A 20566-nucleotide genomic window follows, 5' to 3' on the forward strand; every position below is an offset into this window, starting at 1 on the left:
GGCGAAAGCAGAAAGGGCTGCCGCGGGTCGCGATGCGCTTCGAAGCTGTTTTCCGCCACCGCCTCAAGACTGCCGATCACCCTGCCTTGCGCCTTACGGACGTAACCTGCCGGGTCATCCAGTTCGCAGATGTCGCGCACCGTCGGCGCCTCCTTCGAGGTGATGTCGAGCACCGCGCCTTCCCGCACCGTCACCACCAGGGGATGACGGGCAGAAGCGGTCCTGGCACGACCAACAAACACTCCCTCATCCGGAAGGCCCAGAGAATATCTCATACGTGAATGACCCCTTCCAACGACGAAAATAAGCGCCTTTTCAAGCAGATACAGAGTCTTGTTACACAACCGGCCCTGTGGATGCCGCCGGCTCAACCCGCGGAACCCATTTCAGAATATGCTCCCCGACGGTCACGAGCTCGCCATGTTGGTTGGTAACTTCGATCTTGGCTCGAGTACGCAAACGTTCCTCGTCGATCTCGGCAATCGTATAGGTGACCGTCACGGTATCGCCCAGAAAGACCGGAGCCAGAATACGGATACGGTCATATCCGAGCGAGACCGGGGTCGAGTCGATTCCTCTAGCTAGAGCACGTTCGATCAGCATGGTCGACGTCGTCGACATGAAGCCGATGATGAGCGCGCCGTGCGCGATGCGCCGACCGTAGCGCGACGTGCGCATGAATTCCTCATCAACATGGTTTCCGCTGAAGTCTCCAGTGATGCCGGCGAAAAGATACACGTCCGTCTCCGATACCGTCTTGGAGAAGCGAACCTGTTCGGAGAGTTCCACGTTCATGTAGGTCATTGTGTCGTTCCATCTTTGTATTCGGCTGTCTTCGGCGGTTGGGCCAGCGCGCCGGATTCCACAAGTCTGGCGATCTCCTCCTGGCTAAATCCGAGCGTTTCCAGGATCTCCTCGCCATGCTGGCCGATCTCGGGCGGCATCAGCCGCAATTCCGGTACGAGGCCGTCATATTTCAGAGGATGATTGACGATCGTGGCCTCGTCGCCCCGCACAGGAATCTTTCGGAAGATCTGATTGTGCACGGCCTGCGGATCGACTAGGAGGTCATCATAATCGTTGACGCGCTCGTACCAGATGCCAGCGGGCTCGAAGGCGCGTTCCAGATCTGCAAAACTCCATTCGGACAGGATATTGGCTAGCGTGGAAGCGATTAGGTCGCGGTCATTATAAGCATCGTTTCCGGCGAGGGCCGCCAATTCCTCGCTGCCGAGTGCGTCGGCTATTTTCTGGACGGGATTGAGCGAAATGGCGACAAACGCGTCAGTGAGCTCATAGACGCCATAAGGCGCCTCATGGAACCACGTTCCCAGGTGAGGATCGCGTGTAAATCGTTCCCGACTCTGTTTGCCGGAATAGTAGAGCGTTAGCGATTCCGCCTGCAGGTCGATACCGGCATTGAATAGGCTGCCTTCGATCCGCGTCCCTTTGCCGGTCGTCAGCTTCGAGGCATAGGCGGCCGCGATTCCCATTGCTAGAAGGGCGGCGCCATGCTGATCCACCGCAGCACAGCCTGTCACTGTCGGACGGGCGCCACTCGCAGCAATGAGTCCGGAGCGCGCCTGAATGAGCAGATCCTGACCGGGGCGATCCTTGAAAGGGCCATCAGCGCCGAAACCGGTCGCTGACGCGTAGATGATATCCGGCTTGATTCGGCGCACCGCCTCGTAGCCTAGATTGAGCCTGTCCATAACGCCGGGACGATAGTTCTCGACCAGAACATCCGCACTTGCGATAAGGCGATGCAGGATCTGTGTGCTGTCGGGATGCTTGAGATCGAGCGCTATGCTTCGCTTGTTGCGGTTGGCGCAGAGAAAGAACACGCTTACGTCTTCAACGAAGGTGGAAGCCCCGGCCCAGTGCCTTTCAAAGGCACCCTTCTTGGGCTCGACTTTGATCACATCCGCACCGAGATCAGCAAGATACTGGGCAGCGGCCGGGCCTTGCAGATAGTGGCAGAAGCTCAGCACCGTCATTCCTTCGAGGAGGCGCGGCGCCTTCGGCTCGCTCGATTTTGTCGTCACATCAGGTTCCTTCTTCACGGAGAGTGGATCAAGCGCGCGTCTCTGATGAGCGGCACTGCCCTTTTGGATAGCTTTCAAGCCGCCAGCAGTTGCCGGGCAATGACAATCCGTTGAATTTGGCTGGTGCCTTCCCAAATCCGATATACACGGCTGTCGCGGTAAAGACGTTCGATAACGGCTTCGCGCGAGTATCCGTGCGCGCCGTGGATTTGCAGCGCGTCGTCAACAACTTTCGCCACCAGTTCCGAGGCGAAAAGCTTGGCCTCAGAAGCCTCGCGAATGAAGGCCTTGCCGGCGTCGCGCGTCCATGCTGCTCGCCTTGTCATCAGGCGTCCGGCTTCAATCTTCATCGACATATCCGCCAACATGAACTGGATCGCCTGGAAATTGGCGATCGGACCGCCGAAGGCCTGTCGTTCCTTGGCGAAGGTCAGCGCCAAATCGAAAGCCGCCTGGGCGATGCCTATCGATTGGGCCGCCATTCCGATGCGGCCGGAATTCAGCGAGATCAGCGCACGCTTCAAGCCCGTTCCGGGAGGCGCGAGCATGCGACTTTCGGGAACAAAACAGTCTTCGAAAACGAGTTCGCCCGTCGCCAACCCCCGAACACCCATGATGCTGCTCTTGGCGCCACGTCGGAAACCTTCGCTTTCAGCATCGACCAGAAAAAGTCCAATGCCATCGCGGCCAAGACTGCGATCAGTCGTCGCCACGACGATTGCCAGATCACAGATCCCGGCAAAGGTGATGAACTGCTTGGCTCCGGTGATGAGGAAACCGCCACTGACTGGCTTTGCGGTAGTCTTGACCGCAGCTACGTCGGAACCTGTGTCGGATTCCGTCTGCGCAATGGCGCAGATGATCTCACCACGCCCCATGCGCGGCAGAAAATGAGCCTGGTCCTCTTCATTGGCGTTGCTGAGGAGGATATCGCACATGAGCTTGTTCACCATGTGCGCGTCCGCCACCGCGGCCGAACCGCGGGCCAGTTCTTCCTGCACGACTGCCCAGGCCATGGTGCTTGCCTCGGCCCCGCCGTATCGGGCGGGGAGCGTCATCGCAAGAAGCCCCAATTCGCCCATGCCGCGATAGACATCGAAGGGAAACTCATCCTTCTCGTCGATCAAGGCGGCACGGGGCACCACCATGTCTGCGACGAACGAACGAACAGTGTCCTGGATGAGCTGTGTTTCTTGATCGAGTTCGAACATGGGGGGCTTCTTGAGTGCGGAGCATTCTTCGGGGGTTACCGGCAACGCGGATGCGTCACCGGTTCGATCGGTCATTCCTTGCCAATCCCAGCCTGGATCAGCTTGAGGTTCTCTTCGCCTTGCGGCACATTCGCCAGGAGATTGGGCCAGAGAGCCTTGGCCTTCGACTGAAACTCCGTCAAATCCGGTTCGATGATTTCGACGTCGTTTTCCCGTAACTCGACCAGCGCCTCTTCATAGGTGCGCCTGTAGGTCTCCAGCGATGCATCCCGCGCTTGGCGGGCAGCCTCCCGCACCAGTTCCTGCTGTTCCGGTGTCAGTCCATCGAAAATCGGCTTCGACATGATCAGCAACGAAGGCATGTAGTGGATCTTTGTCAGACTGAAATAGTCGGTAGCTTCCACAAACTTGTCCTGAATAACCTGCTCGGGCGAAGCCTCGGCTCCGTCCACGACACGATTCTGCAACGCGACGAAAACCTCGCTGTAGGCCATTGGCGTGGCCTGCGCGCCAAGCGCGTCATAGGTCTGGACAAAGCCCGGGCCTTGGAGGACGCGAATCTTCATGCCGCTCATATCCACGAGGGACTTGACGGGTTTGCTACCAAAAACGCTGCGCTCGAAGACAGAGAAGAAGTTCAGGCCAACAAGTCCCGCATCAGGCAAAAGGCCGAGAAACTTGTCTCCTATCTCGCCCTGCAGGATGCCATTCGCCTCGTCCACCGAATTGAAGAGATAGGGAAGCGAGAAGACGGCGAATTGTGGGATCGTGTTTTCGAGCGGAGGGCCGGCAGTAATGAAAGCTCCAATTGCGCCTGTGCGCGCCGACTGGATCATTTTAACTTCGCCGCCAAGCTGGCTTTGCGGGAAGACCGACACAGTGATCTCGCCGTTGCTGCCGGCCTCAACCACTTCCTTGAACTTTTCAGCGGCCGCCTGGTAGTGACTGTCGAGGGCGAGCGTATGGCCGAGCGTGATCTCGAGCGCATTCGCCATTGTCGGCAGCGCCGAAATCAGGCTGCCGAGCGCGAGCATCTTGAAGAGTTTCATCGATATTCCTCCCTTGGTTAGCGAATTAGGAACAGCGAAATCGCTGGCACGTAAGAAATGATCAGGATGTCCAGCGCCAGGATCGCGAGGAAAAGCAGCAATGGACGGATGATCTGATCGAGACGTATCCCAGCCACCTCGCAGGCTATGAACAGATTGACACCGACGGGCGGGGTGACCATTCCCACTGCCAGGTTGACCACCATCACCATGCCGAAATGGATGGGATCGATGCCATACTGGCTGGCGATCGGCCCAAGGATTGGGGCAAGGATGATGATGGCCGCCAGCGTCTCCATGAACATGCCGGTAATGAAGAGCAGCACGTTGACGATCAGCAGGAAGGCGATCGGCGACTCGGTGAGGCCACCCAGCCACAGCCCGATCTGTTGCGGGATCTGGCTGATCGTCAGGAAGAAGCCAAGCGCCGAGGCGAAGGCAACGATCAGGAGGATGCCGGCCGAAACCAGCGCCGACTTCACGAAAACTTCGCCGAGATATCGCCAGCGCAGCTCGCGGTAGACGAAGAGGCTGACAATGAGGCCATAGACCACTGCCACCACCGCCGCTTCGGTCGGCGTGAAGGCACCTGTATAAATGCCGCCGAGGATGATGATCGGCATCATCAGAGCAAAGAGCGCCTCCCACGCAGCTTTCCCCACGTTACGGATCCATTCGCCCAGGCGAACGGGTGTGACGTTGTCAAAACCGCGCACATAAGCGGCTAGGATGGAGGTCAGTATGAGCGAGCCGCCGATAATAATGCCCGGCAATATGCCGGCAATGAACAGGGTCGCGATCGACTGGTTCATCACCAACCCGTAGATGATGATCGGCAGCGAGGGCGGAATGATGACTCCGAGTTCACCCGATGAAGCTACAAGAGCGGCCGCATAGTTGCGGGGATAGCCCTTGGCCACCATGGCCGGAATTGTGGTCGATCCGACAGCCGCCGTGGTGGCGGAGGACGAGCCAGAGATCGTGGCGAACAACATGCTGGTGAGCACTGCCGCGCCGCCGAGCCCGCCTCTCAGCCATCCGATCACAGCGTTCGCAAGATTGACCAGGCGCTGCGATATCCCGCCCGCCTGCATGATGCTGCCGGCAAGGATGTAGAAAGGCACCGCCATCAGAGAAAAACTGTCCAAGCTCTCGAACACGGTCTGCGCTGCCGATACAAGGGGGATCCCACGCGCCCAGAGGCCGATGAAGGAAAGCGCGCCGATGGCGATGCCAACGGGAACTGTGATTGCCAGGAGAGCCAGCAGGCCGAGAATGATCTGAGCAATAAGCATGGATTTTCAGTCCGCGATCTCGGCATGGGCGGCGACCGCCTCTCGGCTACCAACCAGGCATTCGCCCGCGAAGACGAGCAGGTTGAAGATGGCAAGGAGGCTGCCGATGGGAACAGCAAAGTAGACCCAGTTCATCGGCAGCCGCATGACGGGGGAAAGTTCGATGCCGCTCATCATCGTCCAGCCGAAACCGATTTGAGCGACGAGAGCGAAGAAGCCGATGGAAATTGCAGTCGAAATGAGCTTGATTGCCGTACCGGCAGGCTTTGGCACGACGATTGCCAACATCTCGACTGAAATCAGGCGATAACTTCGGCACAACACCGCCACACCCAGGAAGACGACCCATACCATCAGGTAGCGCGCTGCTTCCTCAGTCCATGGCGCCGCCACGATGACATTGAATAACGGCAGAACAAAACGGATCACCACCTGAAGAAACACGGCAGCCGTCGCCGCCGCCAGAAAGATACCAACTATCCACCCGAGCATGAGGCACAGCCCGTCGGCAAATCGACTGATCGCTTGCATCCTTCCTCCCTTTTTTGCTGACGTAGCTGCCTCAGACACTTCTTTCGAGCGCAGCTTTCGTCGCCTCGATGATGCTCGCCACCCGATCCCTCTCTTCTCCAGAAAGGGGTAAGCGCGGAGCACGAGTCCATTCGGGCGCTCCATAAACAAGGTGCTCGGCCAGCTTGATGTACTGGACGAGTTTCACATGAGTATCGAGATGAAAGGCGGGCGTGAGAAACCGGTAGAGCGCCCGCGCCTCCGCCAGACGGCCCTCCGTGCATAGATTGAACAGCTTGACGCATTCGGCGGGCCAGGCATTCGTCATGCCGGAAACCCAGCCGGTAGAGCCAAGCGCGACGCTCTCCAGCACCTGGTCATCCACGCCGCAAAAGACACTGAACCTGTCGCCAAATGCAATGAAGAGATCGGTAACGCGTCTCACGTCCCCGCTTTCTTCCTTGATGCAGATGATCTCCGGGACGTCAGCAAGCTGAGCAAGCACTTCGGGCGTAACATCGACCCCATATGCGATGGGATTGTTGTAAATCATGATCGGCAAATCGGTCGCGCTGGCGATCGCCCTGTACCATTCCGCCGTCTCGGGTCCGTCGGACTTGTAGCCAAGGCTTGGAAAGACCATGAAGCCTTCCGCGCCCCACTTCTTCATGCTGCGGGCAAGGATTCTCGCGCCTTCGGTCGTGGTGGCTGCAAGGCCGGACAACATGGGCACCTTACCGCCAACGACCTCGGCAGCGCTCCGCAGGACCCGCTCGCGCTCACTATCGTCGAGAGAGGCATTCTCGCCGAGCATCGGCAACATGACGACGCCACTGACGCCCGCTTCGATCAGGCGTTGGACGCTACGCTGTGTGGCCTCGAGATCGACCGTGCCGTCAGAAGACATTTTGGTGGTTACGGCGGGAAAAACCCCCCTCCAATGCGCCATATACATCCTCCCTTTTGTGGCACCGCCTCGGCAATCCGGCGATCTGCAAGGTTATGAAAGCGCTTTCAGAATACATAATGATTTTATCTTGTCAAATCCCGAGAACCATATTTGTGCGCAAGTGATATAAAGATGGCTGCTGCTGGTGCTCGTAGCTGCGGACTGCCTGTGCTAAACTTCTCACAGTGATTTGATAGCGCTTTCAGGTGGGAGCAGATTCGCTGTGAGTAAGAAAGCTTCACTTGCCGATGTCGCGGCGGTCGCGGGAGTGTCGATTGCCACTGTATCCCGGGTGCTGAACAACCCAAAGATCGTCAAGGCGGATCTGCGCGAACGGGTCTTGAAGGCCACGCGGGAGCTGAATTACGTCCCCCATGGCGCGGCGCGTGCGCTTGCGTCCAATCGCACCCGGTCCGTTGGTGTGGTCGTACCCACCTTGGGGATCTCGGTTTTTGCGCGGGGCGTGGAGGCGCTTCAGGACCGCCTCGGAGAGGACGGCTATCGTCTTCTGGTGGCTAACTCGCAATACGATCCGGCAAAGGAGCACCAGGAGACACAGTCGCTGCTGGCTCATGGTGTCGATGGCCTGGTGCTGGTCGGTAACGAACGTTTGCCGGAGACGCGAACGCTTCTGCGGCAACATGGCTGCCCGATCGTGGTCACTTTCGTCCATGAAGCTGCGGAGGATTATCCTGCCGTTGGATTCAACAATTTCGGCTCCGCCTACGACATGACGAGCTATCTGGTTGGGCTCGGCCATCGTCGCTTTTCCATACTGACAAGCCCTGCCGGGAACAATGACCGCATCCGCGCCCGCCGCGACGGGATCAGACGCTGCCTCGAAGATGCGGGATCGCACTGCCGGCTGGAAGAGCTCCTGGAAGTGCCTTACGAGATGAAGGCCGGGCGCGAGGGTCTCCGCGCAATCATGACCAAGGCGCCCGAAACGACCTGTCTTGTCTGCACCACCGATGTGCTGGCGGTCGGGGCAATGGCAGAGGCGAGGCAACTGGGCATTAAGGTGCCCGAAGACCTGTCGATCGCCGGCTATGATGGTCTGGACTTCGCCAGCTATCTGACGCCCGGTCTCACAACAGTGACGGTTCCGGCGGCAGAAATCGGCACCGCGGCAGCAGAGCGGATCCTGGAACTGCTTCACGGCAGGCCCGCAGCCCCTGCGACAATCATTGATGCGCGGCTGGCCGTGAGGGAATCAGCCGGACCTCCGCGTGACATGCCGCTTCGGCTCGACCTGCCGGTCGAAACTTCTGAAACGCCGGCTTTTACTGCTAACGATTAAAGCGTGGTTCGCGCTTTTCAAGAAACGCTGCCAGCCCTTCCGCCAAGTCGGTTCCACGAAACAAGATTCCGAAAGCCTCGGCTTCTTCGGTGTCCATTTGCCGCCACAGGGCGTCTGAGCCAATAACCCGCTTGGCCAGCCTCATGGCCTCTGCAGGAAGGGCCACGAGCTCCCGTGCGAGGCGGTCAACCTCCGCATCTAAGTCCTCCGCCGGAACGACAGAGTTGATGAGCCCAATTTCGGCGGCTCGGGTGGCGCTTACCGGCCGCCCGAGTAGCACGAGCTCCCGAGCATACAGAGGGCCAATTTCCCGTGTGAGCCGCTTCATGCCGCCCGCAGCAGGCAAAGCTCCCAGACGGATTTCCGGAAAGCCTATTTCCGCACCCGTCGATGCAATCCGGAAGTCGCAGGCAAGCATCAACTCGGCTCCACCGCCGAGCGCCATTCCTCCGACCTTGGCAATGGTGACCGCTGGCAACCCGGCCAATCGATCGAGCAAATATTGCTCGAAGCGTATCTTGGCTACGCCTCCCAATTCGTCGTCGGGAAACTCCCTGATGTCGGAGCCCACGGAGAAGGCACGGCTACCGCCGGCCTGAACCACCACGACGCGGATATCCGGCCGGTTCTCAACTTCGATGATCCGTCGGAAGAGCGCTTCTCTCACAGCGACGGTCAGAATGTTGAGGGGTGGATTGTCTATCTGGAGGATTGCGACTGACCCCGAGCATGAAAGGCCGACGGAAGTTTCCCTCTCCATCGAGCTTACACCTCCGTAGCGGTCAGCCGCTCGGCGATCGGCCGAAATGCACCCGGCTTCAGCACCTTCAGCAACGCTTCGGCGAAATAATAGTCGCCGAACAGCACCGCGGCGTCGGGGCCGATATTGTGAGGCTTGGAATAGCAGCCGTGGCGCAGAAAGCCACGTTCGGCGGAATTCCGGGACAGGTGGTCGCGACAGAGATCACTTAAGATTTTGACCGCCTGACCATGCCGCTGCTCGGCGAGTTCCATGTCAGGTTCCAGATCCGCCATCTGCAGCAGCGCATTGGCTACAATTGCAGAGGCCGCAGTATCCAGAGTCGCGTCCTTTCCAGCCGGATCATCGAAGTCCCAAGGGGCCGATGTTGCATCTCCGAGAGCGTCGAGGAACCGGTCTGCAAGGCGGTGAGCCAATTTCAGATGACGCAAGGAGCCGGTGGCGCGAGCCGTTTCGGCATAGCCCAGGATTGCCCAACCTTGTCCGCGTGACCAGAACGATTCATCGCCATATCCCTGAAACGTGTACCCTCTGCCGCGCACGCCCGAAGGGAGATCGTACTCCACGGCGTGGTAAGTTGAGAGATCGGAACGGATGAACGCATGCTCGGTCATCCGAGCGTGCAGTTCTCCCGCGACTAGGAAACTGTCGTCCTTTGCCTGTGCGGCCGCCCAGTAGAGAAGCGGCAGGTTGGCCATGGTATCGATGGCAGAACTCCGCCTGCCCCGGATATCGTTATGTGGGCCCCACGAGGAGATATATGAACCAAGATCCGTACGCACGAGCCGCGCCCGCAATTGCTGCGCAGCTTCCAGCGCGACCTCCGCGTAAAATCTGTCCCCGGTGATATGAAAGGCTGGTATGGCGCTCGACAGGAAAATGAACCCGATATCATGGGTGTTAGGGTCCTTCGCGCGGGGAGCCACAAGATGCATGCGTTCACGCGCAAGCTCCAGTGCTTCCTCATTGCCGGTATGAAGATATGAAATCAGCAACAACCCGATCCAGAAGCCGCAAAACCAGTTGCCGTGGCTCCAGGCATCTTCCTGGTAGCCGGCGGAAACAGAGGCGAGCATGGTATCCCACGAGCCGTCCGGTTTGGTTACATAGGGAAAGCGAATTCCTAGGCCTGCCTCATCTTCGAGTGTCTTTGTCGCCAGAAGATGGAGAGCTTCCTCAAAGGCCGCCCGAGATCCCTGCTGAATGTCTAGCATGCTTCCAAATCCATAAATCAAGTTGGCGAACTAAACCTAGCATTGCGCCTTGTGTTTTGAAAGCGCTTTCAGAATATTTCTGCTGAAGAATAATCCACGGTAACGCTAGGTCACGTGGGACATAGCGAGGACGAGTATCACGTTAATCGCTGATCACCTTTCCGCAATCGGGCATATTGGCTCCACCCTATAACCGATCGCGAAGAACCAAAGGCCGCCGAATCTAACGATCAAGGGATGAGCTGGTTACTGGCTGCGACTCGGCCCATGCGTAAGCGCCTGCTCGACGCCGCGCAGTTCAGCGAGGCCTTTCAGCCGCCCGATCGCCGGATAGCCGGGCTGGGCGTTGCGCTTGAGATCGTCAAGGATGTCCTGGCCGTGATCCGGACGCATCGGGATGATTGCGTCGGACCGCCCCTCGGCCTTGCGCCGGGTCTCCTCCCGAAGCAGCGCCGCCACCACGGCCACCATATCGGTATCGCCTCCCAGATGCTCGTCTTCGTAAAAGGAGCAGGGCGTGGTTTGCGTTTCCCTCCGTACATTCCGCAGATGCGCGAAATGAACCCTTGGTCCCAGCCGTGCGGCCATGCCGGGCAGGTCGTTGTCCGGCCTTGCACCGAGCGAGCCGGTGCACAGCGTCGCCCCGTTGGCCGGGCTGTCGACGGCATCCAGGATGAAACGGTAATCGGCCTCGGTGGACATGATGCGCGGCAGACCGAGCAGAGGGAAAGGCGGGTCGTCCGGATGGCAGCAGAGCCGAACGCCGAGCCGCTCAGCCACAGGCACCACTTCGGAAAGGAAATCGACGAAGTGCCGGCGCAGCATGGCTGCATCGATATTTTCATAATGCGCCAATTGCGCGGCAAGACTGTTCAGGGACGTGTCCTCGGTCGAGCCGGGCAGGCCCGAATTTATGCTTCTGGCCAGTTTCGTCCTCGCGGCATCATCCATAAGCGCATGACGGCGCTCGGCGTCTCTCACGATGTCAGGCGCGTAATCGGCGGCTGCATTCCTGCGTTTCAGGATGGCAATGTCGAAGGCGGCGAAGTCGATGAGGTCGAAGCGCATGGTGGTACCGCCATTAGACACGCGCCAGGTAAGGTCGGTCCGTGTCCAGTCGAGCACCGGCATGAAATTGTAGCAGATGGTCGATATGCCGGCTTGCGCCAGGTTTTCGAGCGATATCTTGTAGTTTGCTATATGGCTGCGCCAGTCACCGGTCTGCGTCTTGATCTCCTCCGAGACCGGCAGGCTCTCCACCACTTCCCAAGCAAGGCCGCTCGGCGTTCCGTCTGGCAGGGTCGCAACCTCCCGCTGCCGTTTTTCAATCTCGGAAGGCGTCCAGACGGCGCCATAGGGAACGTGGTGCAGGGCCGTCACGATGCCTTGCGCGCCGGCTTGCCGCGCGTCTGCGATCGTGACCTTGTCGATCGGTCCGAACCATCTCCAGACATGCCGCATTCGTCAAACTCCGGATTGGGTCAGGCCGCGCTTTCAGCCGAAGGCCAGGTTGGGCAGCCAAAGCACGAGACCCGGCAGGAAGAGCAGCGTGACGATGAGGCCGATCACCGCCGCCAGGAACGGGATTGCTTCGGCCGTATATTCCTCGATCTTCACGTCCATCAGCGAGCATACCGCGTACATGGCCACGCCCACTGGCGGCGTCATCCCGCCGAGCGTGACGATGCTCATCATCAGAATGCCGAAATGCACCGGATCGATGCCTATCTGCGTGATGATCGGCACGAAAATCGGCGTCAGAAGCAGGACGAGCACGGTGCTTTCGATGAAACAGCCGGCGACCAGCAGAAAGACCAGGATGACGAGCACGATCACCTGCGGACTGCTGATGCCGTTCAGCATCCATTGCGAGATCTCCTGCGGCACCTGCATAAAGATGATGGCGAAGCCGATCATGCCCGACATCAGGATGATGATCATGATCAGGCCGATATCGGAGATCGTGTGCTCGAAGGCGCGCTTCAGCTTTCTCAGGTCCATCTCGCGATGGGCGAGAAAGCCGACCAGGACGGCGTAGACGACGGCGAATGCACCGACCTCCGAAGGCGTGAACACGCCGCCGCGGATCGCGAAGATCAGAGCGACAGGGAAGAGCAGCGCCCATTTGGCGCCCCAGGTGGCGGAAAAGAGGGCTGCCAGGGTCGGCCGGTTGCTGTCGGCCACGACATAATTGCGGCGGCGCGCGATCACATAGACGGTGACCATCAGAACCAGCATCATCAGGAAACCCGGAATGATGCCGGCGACAAACAGGCGGCCGATCGAAACATTGCCGACATAGCCGTAGAGGATAAGGCCGATCGAGGGTGGGATGGTAGCGGTGATCAGCGAGCCGACGGCTATCGCGGCAGCGGAAAAGCCCTTGCCGTAGCCGTTCGAGACCATCGTCGGTCCAAGGATGCGCGCCTCCATCGCCGCGTCGGCGACAGCCGAACCGGACACCCCGCCCATCACTGTCGAAAGCACGATCGCGACCTGCGCAAGCCCGCCCGACATCCACCCGACCGCCACTGACGAGAAGCGGAACAGCCGCGAGGTGATGCCGCTCTCGTTCATCAGGTGGCCGGCGAAGACAAAGAAGGGCACCGCAAGCAGAGGAAAACTCTGGCTCATCGTGGCGATCTTCTGCACACCGATCGAGACAGGCATGACGGGATCGGTGAGGAAGAAGAGAAAACCTGAAATGCCGATCGCGAAGGCGACGGGCGCGCCGAGCAGCATCAGGGCAAGAAAGGCGATCGATGGCAGCAGCAAGATCAGAGCTCCGAAGCGGAGGCGGTTCCGTCCGATATGCGCGAATAGACCAGCAAGCCTTCACGCCGGTTGCGCCATGCCTGGACAAGGTTCCAGATCAGTGCGCCGGCGAGCATCAGGCATCCGACCGGAACCGCGGCGGTAACCCACGCATAGGACAGGCCGCTGTCGCCGAACTGGCGCTGCCTGTTGAGCATGGTCAGCTCATAACCCTCGTAGGCGAGGAGACCGAGAAAGACCAGAATGACAATGGTGATGGCGGTTTCCAGCGCGAACCGGCTGCGATTGCCGAGCTGCCGGACCAGCAGGTCGATGCCGATATGGCCTTTCTCGCGCATTGCGCGCGTAGCGCCCAGGAAGCACAGCCAGATGAACAGGAGCTGCGCCAGATCGACCGACCAAATCAGCGGATGGCCAAAGAACCGCATGATCGCAGCCAGAAATACGAGCACGACGATGATCGCCAGGAGGGAAGCGGCGATGCCGAATTCTATGCGGGAGAGGTTCTTCAGCATGATGTCCCATCGGCGCGGGCTGACGCCCACGCCACTTTGGAGTAGTCCTGAAAGGCCTACTGACCGGCTATCTTTTGCAGCTCTTCGCGAAGGTCGCCGTAGCCGAGCGTCTCATAGACACCGGCCGTCGCCTCCTTGAACGGCGTCACATCGATCTCGGAAACCGTCATGCCGGCTTCCTTCATTTCGGCCTCGATCTGGGCCAGAGAATCTTCGGTGCCGTGCGAAGCGACATCACCCGCTTTCAGCGCCTCCTCGCGCAGGATCGTCTGCAGTTCCGGCGACAGGCTGTCGAACCAGGATGCGCTCGTCACCAGCCCGGTGATGAGATTGATGTGGTGAGTCTTGGTCAGGTACTTGGCCACCTCGTTGAGCTTGGAGCCCTTGCCGGCCGGAAGCTGCGCCTCGACCGCATCAATGACATTTTGCTGCATGGCGGAATAGACTTCCGCATAGGGCATCGGTGTCGGGGTGGCGCCCATCGCCTTGATCGTTTCAACCCAGACCGGCGCGCCCGGCGTGCGCATGCGTATGCCATTGAGGTCGGCCGGAGTCTCGACCGGCTTGTTGGTCCACAATTCGCGCTCGCCCTGCCACCAGTTGAAGGACAGGATCTGGTGGCCGGAAGCATCGCGCAGCTTCTGCACCCATTCCTCGAACAGAGGCGAGGTAACAACCTTGCGGATGCCCTCGTAGCCGGAAGCGAGATAGGGTGCGCCGAGCACGCCGAATTCCTTCTGGAACACCGCGAGGCGGCCGCCGTCTACGACCACGGCCACCGGCGCGCCGGCCCTTGCCTGTTCAAGCACATCCTCGTCCGGGCCGAGTTGCGAATTCGGAAAAAGCTTGACCTCGATGGCGCCGTCCGAGCGCTCGGCAATCGCGTCGCGGAAGCTCTCCAGCCCTTTGTAAAGCGGGTCGTCAGTGGTAAGGGCCGTATTGATGCTGAGCGTGTAATCAGCCGAGAATGCCTGCGCCGAAATGGTCACGAGCGCGGCCGAGATGAGTGCTTTCAGTGCGACGGGTTTCATACGTTCCTCCCAGAACCGGATAACTTCCGTTTACCTCTTCCGCAGACTAGTATGGTAGTATAGAACTGTCAACATGACGATCAATTTCGAACTGACCGCCCTGGAACAGGATGGCCGCCGGGTGCGCCGGGCGACGATCGGTGGCCGTGTGTTCGAGAATGTGCGCAACGCCATCGTGCAGTTGCAGTTGCGGCCGGGAAATCCTCTTTCGGAGGCCGAGATCGCCCGCCAGCTCGGCGTTTCGCGCCAGCCGGTGCGCGAGGCATTCATAAAGCTCGGCGAAGCGGGGCTGGTGGAGATCCGGCCGCAACGCGGAACGTTCGTACGCCTGATCTCCATTCGCGAGGTGGAGACCGCGCGCTTCATCCGCGAGGCGATCGAGGTCGCCATCGTGTGCAAGGCAACGGCGGAGGCCTCCGAAAGCGATATTGCGGCGATGGAAGAGCTGATCGGGCGGCAATGGTCCGTCGCCCGCCACGGCGACAATGTCGGCTTTCTGCGTTTGGACGAGATGTTCCACCAGGCGATCGCCGGCAGCGCTGGCTGCGATGATGCCTGGCGGGTACTGGAAGGGCTGAAGGCGCAGATGGACCGGGTGCGTTACCTCTCGTTGCCGGAAGCAACGCCGTTGGATACGATCATCGAGCAGCACACCGCGATCATCGAGGCGATCAAGGCGCGGTCGGCGAAAGAGGCGGAAGCCGCAATGCGGCGGCACCTGTCGGAAATCCTGATTTCGCTGCCGAAACTGGCGCACGAATATCCGTCTTTCTTCGTCGTCTGATCTCGCCCTTTTGCAAATCCTCCAGGTACCTCATTGACGGCTTGATCCTTGGGAGCGCCCTGCGGCGCCGGCAACGGCGATGCGCGCCGCAAGCGCCGCATTGTTCAGCACCAGCGCGATATTGGCCTTGAGGCTTTCACCCGCCGTCAGTTCGTTGAGACGGGCGAGCAGAAAGGGCGTCACATCCTTGCCGGTGATGCCGGAACGCCGCGCCTCTTCCACCGCATCGGCGATCGTACCGTCGATCGCAGCCGGATCCAGCGCCGCCTCCTCGGGGATAGGATTGGCGATCAGGAGACCGGTGCCGGAACCCAGCCGCCGGTGCAGCGCGATTGTCTCGGCGATCGCTTCCGGCGTGTCGAGCCTCAGTTCGACCTTGAAACCGCTCTTGCGCATGTAAAAGGCCGGAAATTCGTTCGTCCCGAAGGCGATGACGGGCACGCGCTGGGTCTCCAGATATTCGAGCGTCTTGCCGATATCGAGGATCGACTTCACGCCGGCGCATACTACCGCCGTGCCCGTGTGCCCCAATTCGGTAAGATCGGCCGAAATGTCGAAGCTCGTTTCCGCCTCGCGATGCACGCCGCCGATGCCGCCGGTGGCGAAAATGCCGATGCCGGCCAGTTCCGCTATGCGCATGGTGGCCGAAACCGTCGTGCCCGCAGACAACCTGCCGGCCATGACGGCGGCGAGATCGCGCGAGGAAGCCTTGATGACGGTCCTGTCATCGCCGAAGCGCGCCAGCGTCGCGTCGTCGAGCCCGGCGCGCAGCATGCCGTCCACCACGGCGACCGTCGCCGGTATCGCGCCATGCTCGCGCACCATCGCCTCGACCAGACGCGCCGTCTCGAGATTCTGCGGATAGGGCATACCATGCGAGATGATGGTCGATTCCAGCGCCACCACGGCACGGCCTTCCGCCAGTGCATCGGCAACCTCCTCGCTCAGGACGGGACGGATCGGTTCATTCGACATTGGCGGCTCCGGTTTCGTTTTCGATGCGGCCCATGGATCGGGCGAGGAATTCGGCCGACAATTCCTGGTGCACGGATGCCTCGCTCTCCGTCGTCAATGCAGCGAGCAGGCAGCCGGTTCGCACCGCTCCGGTAAGGCTGTCGCCCGAAAGCAGGCTGAACAGCGTTCCCGCGATCAGCGCATCGCCAGCACCGGTCACATCGACAGGTTCGCACGGTACCGCCTCGCATAATATGACGCCGTCGTCGCCCGCCGCCAGCGCCCCGCGGCTTCCGAGCGTAAGCACAACTTCACCCGCTCCGCGCTCGAGCAGGGCAAGCGCCGCATCTTCGGGGCTCAAGTTCCTGATGCCGAGATAGGCAACTGCCTCGTCCATATTGAGGAAAAGGAGATCGATCCCTTCCAGCCTTTCCGGCAAGCGCTGCACCTTCGGGCTCGATACGGCGTCGATCGCCAGTCTGAAACGCGCCGAGTGGCGGCGCGCCGTCAGGTGATGCAGGAAGTCGCTCGTCGGATTGCAATCGCAGAAAACCCAGTTGGCGGCGGCGATATTCGGCCAGGCGCTTTCCAGGACCCGGGTATCCAAACTGTCGAAAATGCCCATATCGGCAAGGCCGACGACAAGGCTGCTGTCGGTATCGAGCACCGCGACATATTCCGCCGTCGCCGCGCCGTGGCGCCAGGAAATGCCCGCCGTGTCGATGCCGAGATTACGCAGATGCGCCGCCAGCGCGCGGCCGGCATCGTCCTCGCCGAGCAGGGAGACCATGCCGGTTTCGACGCCGAGCCGAGCGAGATTCTCGCAGACATTGCGCGCCACGCCGCCGAAGGAGCGCCGTCCGGTCACTGGATTGGAGGTTTCGGGCCGTATCGGCTGGACGGCATGATATTTCCGGTCCACCACCGCGCCGCCGATGCAGATCACCTTTTTGGCCCGCGGCAGCACATAGCCGCGCCCGAGTATATAGCCCTTGCGGCCAAGGGAGACGATATGCGCCGCCACGGTCGAGCGCGCCAGACCAAGCGCACTCGCGATCTCCGCTTGCCCGATGAATGGATTGGCGGTGATCACATCCAGCACGGCCTTTTCCTGCGGCCCGAGATCCTTGTCGCTCATGGCCTAGCCGCAGTATAAACAAAAGTTTATTACGTCAACTGTTGTTCTCTCGGAGTGACGATAGCTGCGGTCCCGCAGCGAGTTGGCTTGGCTTTTCTAGACCGTCGCCTGGAACCTAACTTTGCCTTTGTTCAGGAAACAGGTCTTGTCGAACAGCCGCAAATCCAGCGGGTTCGGCAGTCGGACATCCTGAAGGTCAGGGCAAGGTTTCTTCGTTGGGTCGTATGACCGGTCGATCTGAGAGATGAAAACGATGATCAGTCCTCGTCTCCGCGCAAACGACCTCAGCGCACGCACCTGCACTGCCAATTCGGGTTTCTCGCGTTTCTGATCAAGCAATTGCAGATAATCTACAACCACGAGGCTACGGCGAGGCATCGACGCCAAAGAGCCGATGATGTGGTCGGCACTGATGGCGTCTGAGCAGTCGAACTCGAAGAGGCCGTCAAACCGGGCGTAGTCCGCGCCTATCGCCTCAAAACGATCCAGAATGCCCTTTTCCGTATATTCCAGCGTGAAGAACATCGCCCGGTTGCCGGCCTTCATGGCCTCCACGGCCAGTTCAAGGCTCAACAGGGTCTTACCCTGGCCCGGCCGGGCCCCCACAAGCACCAGGTCGCCCGGTTTCAATTTGGCAAACAGTGTTCGAGCCGGCGCAGACTTTGCAAGCTGTGCCGCAAGGAAGCTCCAGCCGTTGTGGCCTTCCTGCCGGGCCACGCGGTCGAGCGCTTGGTGAAGCGAGATATTCTCTTTGCGGGACAAGAGCTTGGCTTTGCGCTTCAGGTGATGGATCGGCGCGGACAGCTTCATCAATAACCTCCTATGCGAGCAGTCTTTCGCAATCCCTCCTTATGCGCAGTGCTCGAACAGTCGGTTCGATGATTAGGGTCAGTAGCCCTGTACGAACAATACTTTCCCGAAGGAGGGGGGAGGCGTGGGCCGCGCACGAATCAAATCATAGCCCAATCATTGCCGACCGAACACAGCAGGTGACCGCCCGAGTAGAATTATCAGACGGTCTCGAAGGCCGGCACGATCTCCATCTCGGGCACCAGCACCAGCCCCTTGTCGGTGATGCGGATTTCCGGGATCACCGAGAGCGGGATGAGATTGAAGCCCATATAGGGGATGGCGCAGCCGGCAGCTTCCCATTCGCGCTTCAATGCCTGCACCTCGTCGGCGACCTCGGTCACACGCTTGTCCGACAAGAGCCCGGCGATCGGCAGTTCCACCATCGCCCTCACCTCGCCATTGTCGACCACGCAGACGCCGCCCTGGCTCTCCTCGATCGTCCTCAGCGCCACCTGCATGTCGGCTTCGTTGGTGCCGGCGATGATGATGTTATGGCTGTCATGGCCGACAGACGAGGCCACCGCCCCGCGCTTCAGGTTGAAATTGCTCAAGAGCCCATGCGCGACATTGCCCGCCGATTTGCCATGACGCTCGACTACCGTCACGAAACACAAGCCATGGCGGTCGAAATGGGTCTGCCAGTCATTGGCAGGCTCCAGCGTCACCTTCACATGGCCGAGCGTGATGCCCGGCAGTTCCGTCCTGATGGTATGCGCGACCACCGTCTCCGTCGGCAGTTCCGGCGTCAGCCTGATTTCCTTCGGCAGCTTCACTGTCCTGAAAGCCGCCTCGGGATAGCGGTAGCGAGCAGACAACGCCTGATCCAGCAGCGGCGTGATCCTGCGGTCCTCCACCACCAGTTCGCCGCCATACCAGGTGTTGATCGGCTTGAACTCGTCATCGAGCAGCACAAGGTCTGCACGACGGCCACCGCCCATGCCGCCGATCTCGCCTTCCATGCCGAAACGCGTCGCGCCGTGCAATGAACCCATGGCCCATGCCTGTTCCGGCTTCATGCCAGCCTTCATTGTCTGCCGCGTCACCCAGTCCTGGCCGAACAGCAGCAGATCGTCGGCATCGCGGTCGTCGGTGCAGACGGCAATACGCTTGTGCGAGGCGCCAAGCTCGGTAATCGTCTTGATCGCCTCCGGCAGACTGTGCCACGGCGTGGTCGGCGGTCCGCCGCGCAGGAAGAGCCAGATGCCAGCCTCCAGCAGATCGTCCGCGATGTCGCGGTCTATCGCCTCATGCGTGTCGGTAACGCCCGACGCCGCATAGGCGGCCACGAATTCACGCCCGTAGACATGGCCCGATACGGGACGCCCGCGTTGGAGTGCGGCGGCGAGTATGGCATGGCTGCGCTCGTCACCTGTCGCCACCTGCACGAAATCCATCTTTTCCCCCAGTGCCACGGCCTCCGGCCATTTGTCGAAAAGGGCGGCGATCTTTTCCGCCGTCAGGTCACCGCCCGCCGTCTCCAGTTCAGGCGAAGTCGCCGGAACGGTGCTCGGCACAGTCAGGAAGATCGACAGCGGCGCCTCGCGGGCATCCTCCAGCATGGCCTCCACGCCGGCAACATCCATGACATTGCCGATCTCGTGGCTGTCGCAGAAAATGGTCGTCGTACCGTTGAGGAGCGCAGCCTCCGCATAGGCGCAGGCGGTCACCATGCTCGATTCGATATGGATATGCGGATCGACCAATCCAGGCGCAATGACGCCGCCTTTTGCGTCATGGACCTTGGCCGAGGAGCCTTTGTAACTCCCTGCGGGCTTCACCGCCGCTATGCGGCCGCCGGCGATCCAGACCTCGCGCTCGGGCAGGATGCGCTCGGAATAGGTCGAAAGGACCGGCGCGCCCTTGATGACGAGATCCGGCTCCGCCCTTGCGGAAGCGACATCGGCCAGGTGCCGCGTCATGGCGGAGAGCGGCTTTACGGAAAAGCGTGTGAGGGTGGCCATGGTCAATCTGCCCTTCTGTTGTGCGATGGCCGTCAGAGTGCCGCGCAAACCGCATCGCGATCAATGGTGAAACTGCCTGAAAATCAGGAACCATCGACGCAGCCCTCCGTTGATTTTACGAGCGGGCCGCGTCAACCGGGCATGGCGGCAAGGTGAACAGGCGGATTTTCCCGGTTTCTCTGCCTGGCCAACGAAAAGGCAGACGAGCACCTGTCCCGCCCGG

19 protein-coding genes and 1 pseudogene are annotated in these 20566 nt (G+C 60.3%); 2 read left to right on the forward strand and 18 right to left on the reverse strand.

The window, feature by feature from the left end:
- The 8 genes and pseudogenes from L598_RS11700 to L598_RS11735 all read right to left on the reverse strand — a co-directional run.
- Positions 1-242, reverse strand: a pseudogene (locus L598_RS11700) (fumarylacetoacetate hydrolase); the annotation flags it as partial.
- Between the two features lie 94 nt (positions 243-336).
- Entirely contained in the window at positions 337-804 is a 468-nt protein-coding gene (locus tag L598_RS11705; protein WP_144862706.1) for a MaoC/PaaZ C-terminal domain-containing protein, read from the reverse strand.
- Complete coding sequence (locus L598_RS11710; protein ID WP_246658726.1) at positions 801-2045, reverse strand: CaiB/BaiF CoA-transferase family protein; 1245 nt, start codon at positions 2043-2045, stop codon at positions 801-803. Before L598_RS11710 ends, L598_RS11705 begins: the two co-directional genes overlap by 4 nt.
- Positions 2046-2119: 74 nt before the next feature.
- Positions 2120-3331, reverse strand: a complete 1212-nt coding sequence (locus L598_RS11715; RefSeq protein ID WP_144862707.1) for an acyl-CoA dehydrogenase family protein — start codon at positions 3329-3331, stop codon at positions 2120-2122.
- Positions 3328-4305, reverse strand: a complete 978-nt coding sequence (locus tag L598_RS11720; protein ID WP_144862708.1) for a TRAP transporter substrate-binding protein — start codon at positions 4303-4305, stop codon at positions 3328-3330. Before L598_RS11720 ends, L598_RS11715 begins: the two co-directional genes overlap by 4 nt.
- 17 nt (positions 4306-4322) lie before the next feature.
- Positions 4323-5600: a TRAP transporter large permease gene (locus L598_RS11725; RefSeq protein ID WP_144862709.1), complete on the reverse strand. Its 1278-nt coding sequence runs from the start codon at positions 5598-5600 to the stop codon at positions 4323-4325.
- Between the two features lie 6 nt (positions 5601-5606).
- Entirely contained in the window at positions 5607-6131 is a 525-nt protein-coding gene (locus L598_RS11730) for a TRAP transporter small permease subunit (protein ID WP_186445014.1), read from the reverse strand.
- Between the two features lie 31 nt (positions 6132-6162).
- Positions 6163-7059 carry a dihydrodipicolinate synthase family protein gene (locus L598_RS11735; protein ID WP_144862711.1) on the reverse strand — a complete coding sequence of 299 codons (897 nt, stop codon included), beginning with the start codon at positions 7057-7059 and terminating at the stop codon, positions 6163-6165.
- 223 nt (positions 7060-7282) lie between these two features.
- Here L598_RS11735 and L598_RS11740 point away from each other — a divergent pair, with 223 nt between their 5' ends.
- On the forward strand, positions 7283-8359 hold the full coding sequence (locus L598_RS11740) for a LacI family DNA-binding transcriptional regulator (RefSeq protein WP_186445015.1): 1077 nt from the start codon (positions 7283-7285) through the stop codon (positions 8357-8359).
- On the opposite strand, the gene L598_RS11745 is transcribed toward L598_RS11740, so the two are convergent.
- The 6 genes from L598_RS11745 to L598_RS11770 form a co-directional block, all read right to left on the reverse strand.
- The gene (locus L598_RS11745; protein ID WP_144862713.1) at positions 8349-9119 is read right to left on the reverse strand and encodes an enoyl-CoA hydratase-related protein; all 771 of its coding nucleotides are present in this window, start codon (positions 9117-9119) and stop codon (positions 8349-8351) included. The two genes, L598_RS11740 and L598_RS11745, sit on opposite strands and share 11 nt — an antisense overlap.
- A 5-nt stretch (positions 9120-9124) precedes the next feature.
- Positions 9125-10333 carry a glycoside hydrolase family 88 protein gene (locus L598_RS11750; RefSeq protein WP_144862714.1) on the reverse strand — a complete coding sequence of 403 codons (1209 nt, stop codon included), beginning with the start codon at positions 10331-10333 and terminating at the stop codon, positions 9125-9127.
- Between the two features lie 246 nt (positions 10334-10579).
- Positions 10580-11794, reverse strand: coding sequence for a mannonate dehydratase (gene uxuA, locus L598_RS11755; protein ID WP_144862715.1), 1215 nt, complete (start codon positions 11792-11794; stop codon positions 10580-10582).
- Positions 11795-11827: 33 nt separating this feature from the next.
- Complete coding sequence (locus L598_RS11760) at positions 11828-13108, reverse strand: TRAP transporter large permease (protein ID WP_144862716.1); 1281 nt, start codon at positions 13106-13108, stop codon at positions 11828-11830.
- A 2-nt stretch (positions 13109-13110) separates the two neighbouring features.
- On the reverse strand, positions 13111-13623 hold the full coding sequence (locus tag L598_RS11765) for a TRAP transporter small permease (protein WP_144862717.1): 513 nt from the start codon (positions 13621-13623) through the stop codon (positions 13111-13113).
- 56 nt (positions 13624-13679) lie between these two features.
- On the reverse strand, positions 13680-14654 hold the full coding sequence (locus L598_RS11770) for a C4-dicarboxylate TRAP transporter substrate-binding protein (protein WP_144862718.1): 975 nt from the start codon (positions 14652-14654) through the stop codon (positions 13680-13682).
- Between the two features lie 73 nt (positions 14655-14727).
- Here L598_RS11770 and L598_RS11775 point away from each other — a divergent pair, with 73 nt between their 5' ends.
- Positions 14728-15438: a GntR family transcriptional regulator gene (locus L598_RS11775; RefSeq protein ID WP_144862719.1), complete on the forward strand. Its 711-nt coding sequence runs from the start codon at positions 14728-14730 to the stop codon at positions 15436-15438.
- Positions 15439-15468: 30 nt separating this feature from the next.
- On the opposite strand, the gene L598_RS11780 is transcribed toward L598_RS11775, so the two are convergent.
- The 4 genes from L598_RS11780 to L598_RS11795 form a co-directional block, all read right to left on the reverse strand.
- Entirely contained in the window at positions 15469-16413 is a 945-nt protein-coding gene (locus L598_RS11780) for a pseudouridine-5'-phosphate glycosidase (RefSeq protein ID WP_144862720.1), read from the reverse strand.
- Positions 16403-17530, reverse strand: a complete 1128-nt coding sequence (locus L598_RS11785) for a carbohydrate kinase (RefSeq protein WP_144862721.1) — start codon at positions 17528-17530, stop codon at positions 16403-16405. The genes L598_RS11780 and L598_RS11785 overlap by 11 nt, the downstream gene beginning before the upstream one ends.
- Before the next feature lie 96 nt (positions 17531-17626).
- Positions 17627-18340, reverse strand: a complete 714-nt coding sequence (locus L598_RS11790; RefSeq protein WP_144862722.1) for a DNA helicase — start codon at positions 18338-18340, stop codon at positions 17627-17629.
- A gap of 200 nt (positions 18341-18540) precedes the next feature.
- Positions 18541-20343: an adenine deaminase C-terminal domain-containing protein gene (locus tag L598_RS11795; protein WP_144862723.1), complete on the reverse strand. Its 1803-nt coding sequence runs from the start codon at positions 20341-20343 to the stop codon at positions 18541-18543.
- Positions 20344-20566: the final 223 nt, after the last annotated feature.

The sequence above is a fragment of the Mesorhizobium sp. J18 genome (assembly GCF_007829525.1).
Classification (GTDB): domain Bacteria; phylum Pseudomonadota; class Alphaproteobacteria; order Rhizobiales; family Rhizobiaceae; genus VLJP01.

Excerpts from the sequence above, each read along its gene's own strand:
- L598_RS11705 (WP_144862706.1), bottom strand. The coding sequence starts at position 804 with ATGACCTACATGAACGTGGAACTCTCCGAACAGGTTCGCTTCTCCAAG.
- L598_RS11785 (WP_144862721.1), bottom strand. The coding sequence starts at position 17,530 with ATGAGCGACAAGGATCTCGGGCCGCAGGAAAAGGCCGTGCTGGATGTG.
- L598_RS11790 (WP_144862722.1), bottom strand. The coding sequence starts at position 18,340 with ATGAAGCTGTCCGCGCCGATCCATCACCTGAAGCGCAAAGCCAAGCTC.
- L598_RS11780 (WP_144862720.1), bottom strand. The coding sequence starts at position 16,413 with ATGTCGAATGAACCGATCCGTCCCGTCCTGAGCGAGGAGGTTGCCGAT.
- L598_RS11735 (WP_144862711.1), bottom strand. The coding sequence starts at position 7,059 with ATGGCGCATTGGAGGGGGGTTTTTCCCGCCGTAACCACCAAAATGTCT.
- L598_RS11730 (WP_186445014.1), bottom strand. The coding sequence starts at position 6,131 with ATGCAAGCGATCAGTCGATTTGCCGACGGGCTGTGCCTCATGCTCGGG.
- uxuA (WP_144862715.1), bottom strand. The coding sequence starts at position 11,794 with ATGCGGCATGTCTGGAGATGGTTCGGACCGATCGACAAGGTCACGATC.
- L598_RS11765 (WP_144862717.1), bottom strand. The coding sequence starts at position 13,623 with ATGCTGAAGAACCTCTCCCGCATAGAATTCGGCATCGCCGCTTCCCTC.
- L598_RS11720 (WP_144862708.1), bottom strand. The coding sequence starts at position 4,305 with ATGAAACTCTTCAAGATGCTCGCGCTCGGCAGCCTGATTTCGGCGCTG.
- L598_RS11775 (WP_144862719.1), top strand. The coding sequence starts at position 14,728 with ATGACGATCAATTTCGAACTGACCGCCCTGGAACAGGATGGCCGCCGG.
- L598_RS11770 (WP_144862718.1), bottom strand. The coding sequence starts at position 14,654 with ATGAAACCCGTCGCACTGAAAGCACTCATCTCGGCCGCGCTCGTGACC.
- L598_RS11715 (WP_144862707.1), bottom strand. The coding sequence starts at position 3,331 with ATGACCGATCGAACCGGTGACGCATCCGCGTTGCCGGTAACCCCCGAA.
- L598_RS11750 (WP_144862714.1), bottom strand. The coding sequence starts at position 10,333 with ATGCTAGACATTCAGCAGGGATCTCGGGCGGCCTTTGAGGAAGCTCTC.
- L598_RS11745 (WP_144862713.1), bottom strand. The coding sequence starts at position 9,119 with ATGGAGAGGGAAACTTCCGTCGGCCTTTCATGCTCGGGGTCAGTCGCA.
- L598_RS11795 (WP_144862723.1), bottom strand. The coding sequence starts at position 20,343 with ATGGCCACCCTCACACGCTTTTCCGTAAAGCCGCTCTCCGCCATGACG.
- L598_RS11725 (WP_144862709.1), bottom strand. The coding sequence starts at position 5,600 with ATGCTTATTGCTCAGATCATTCTCGGCCTGCTGGCTCTCCTGGCAATC.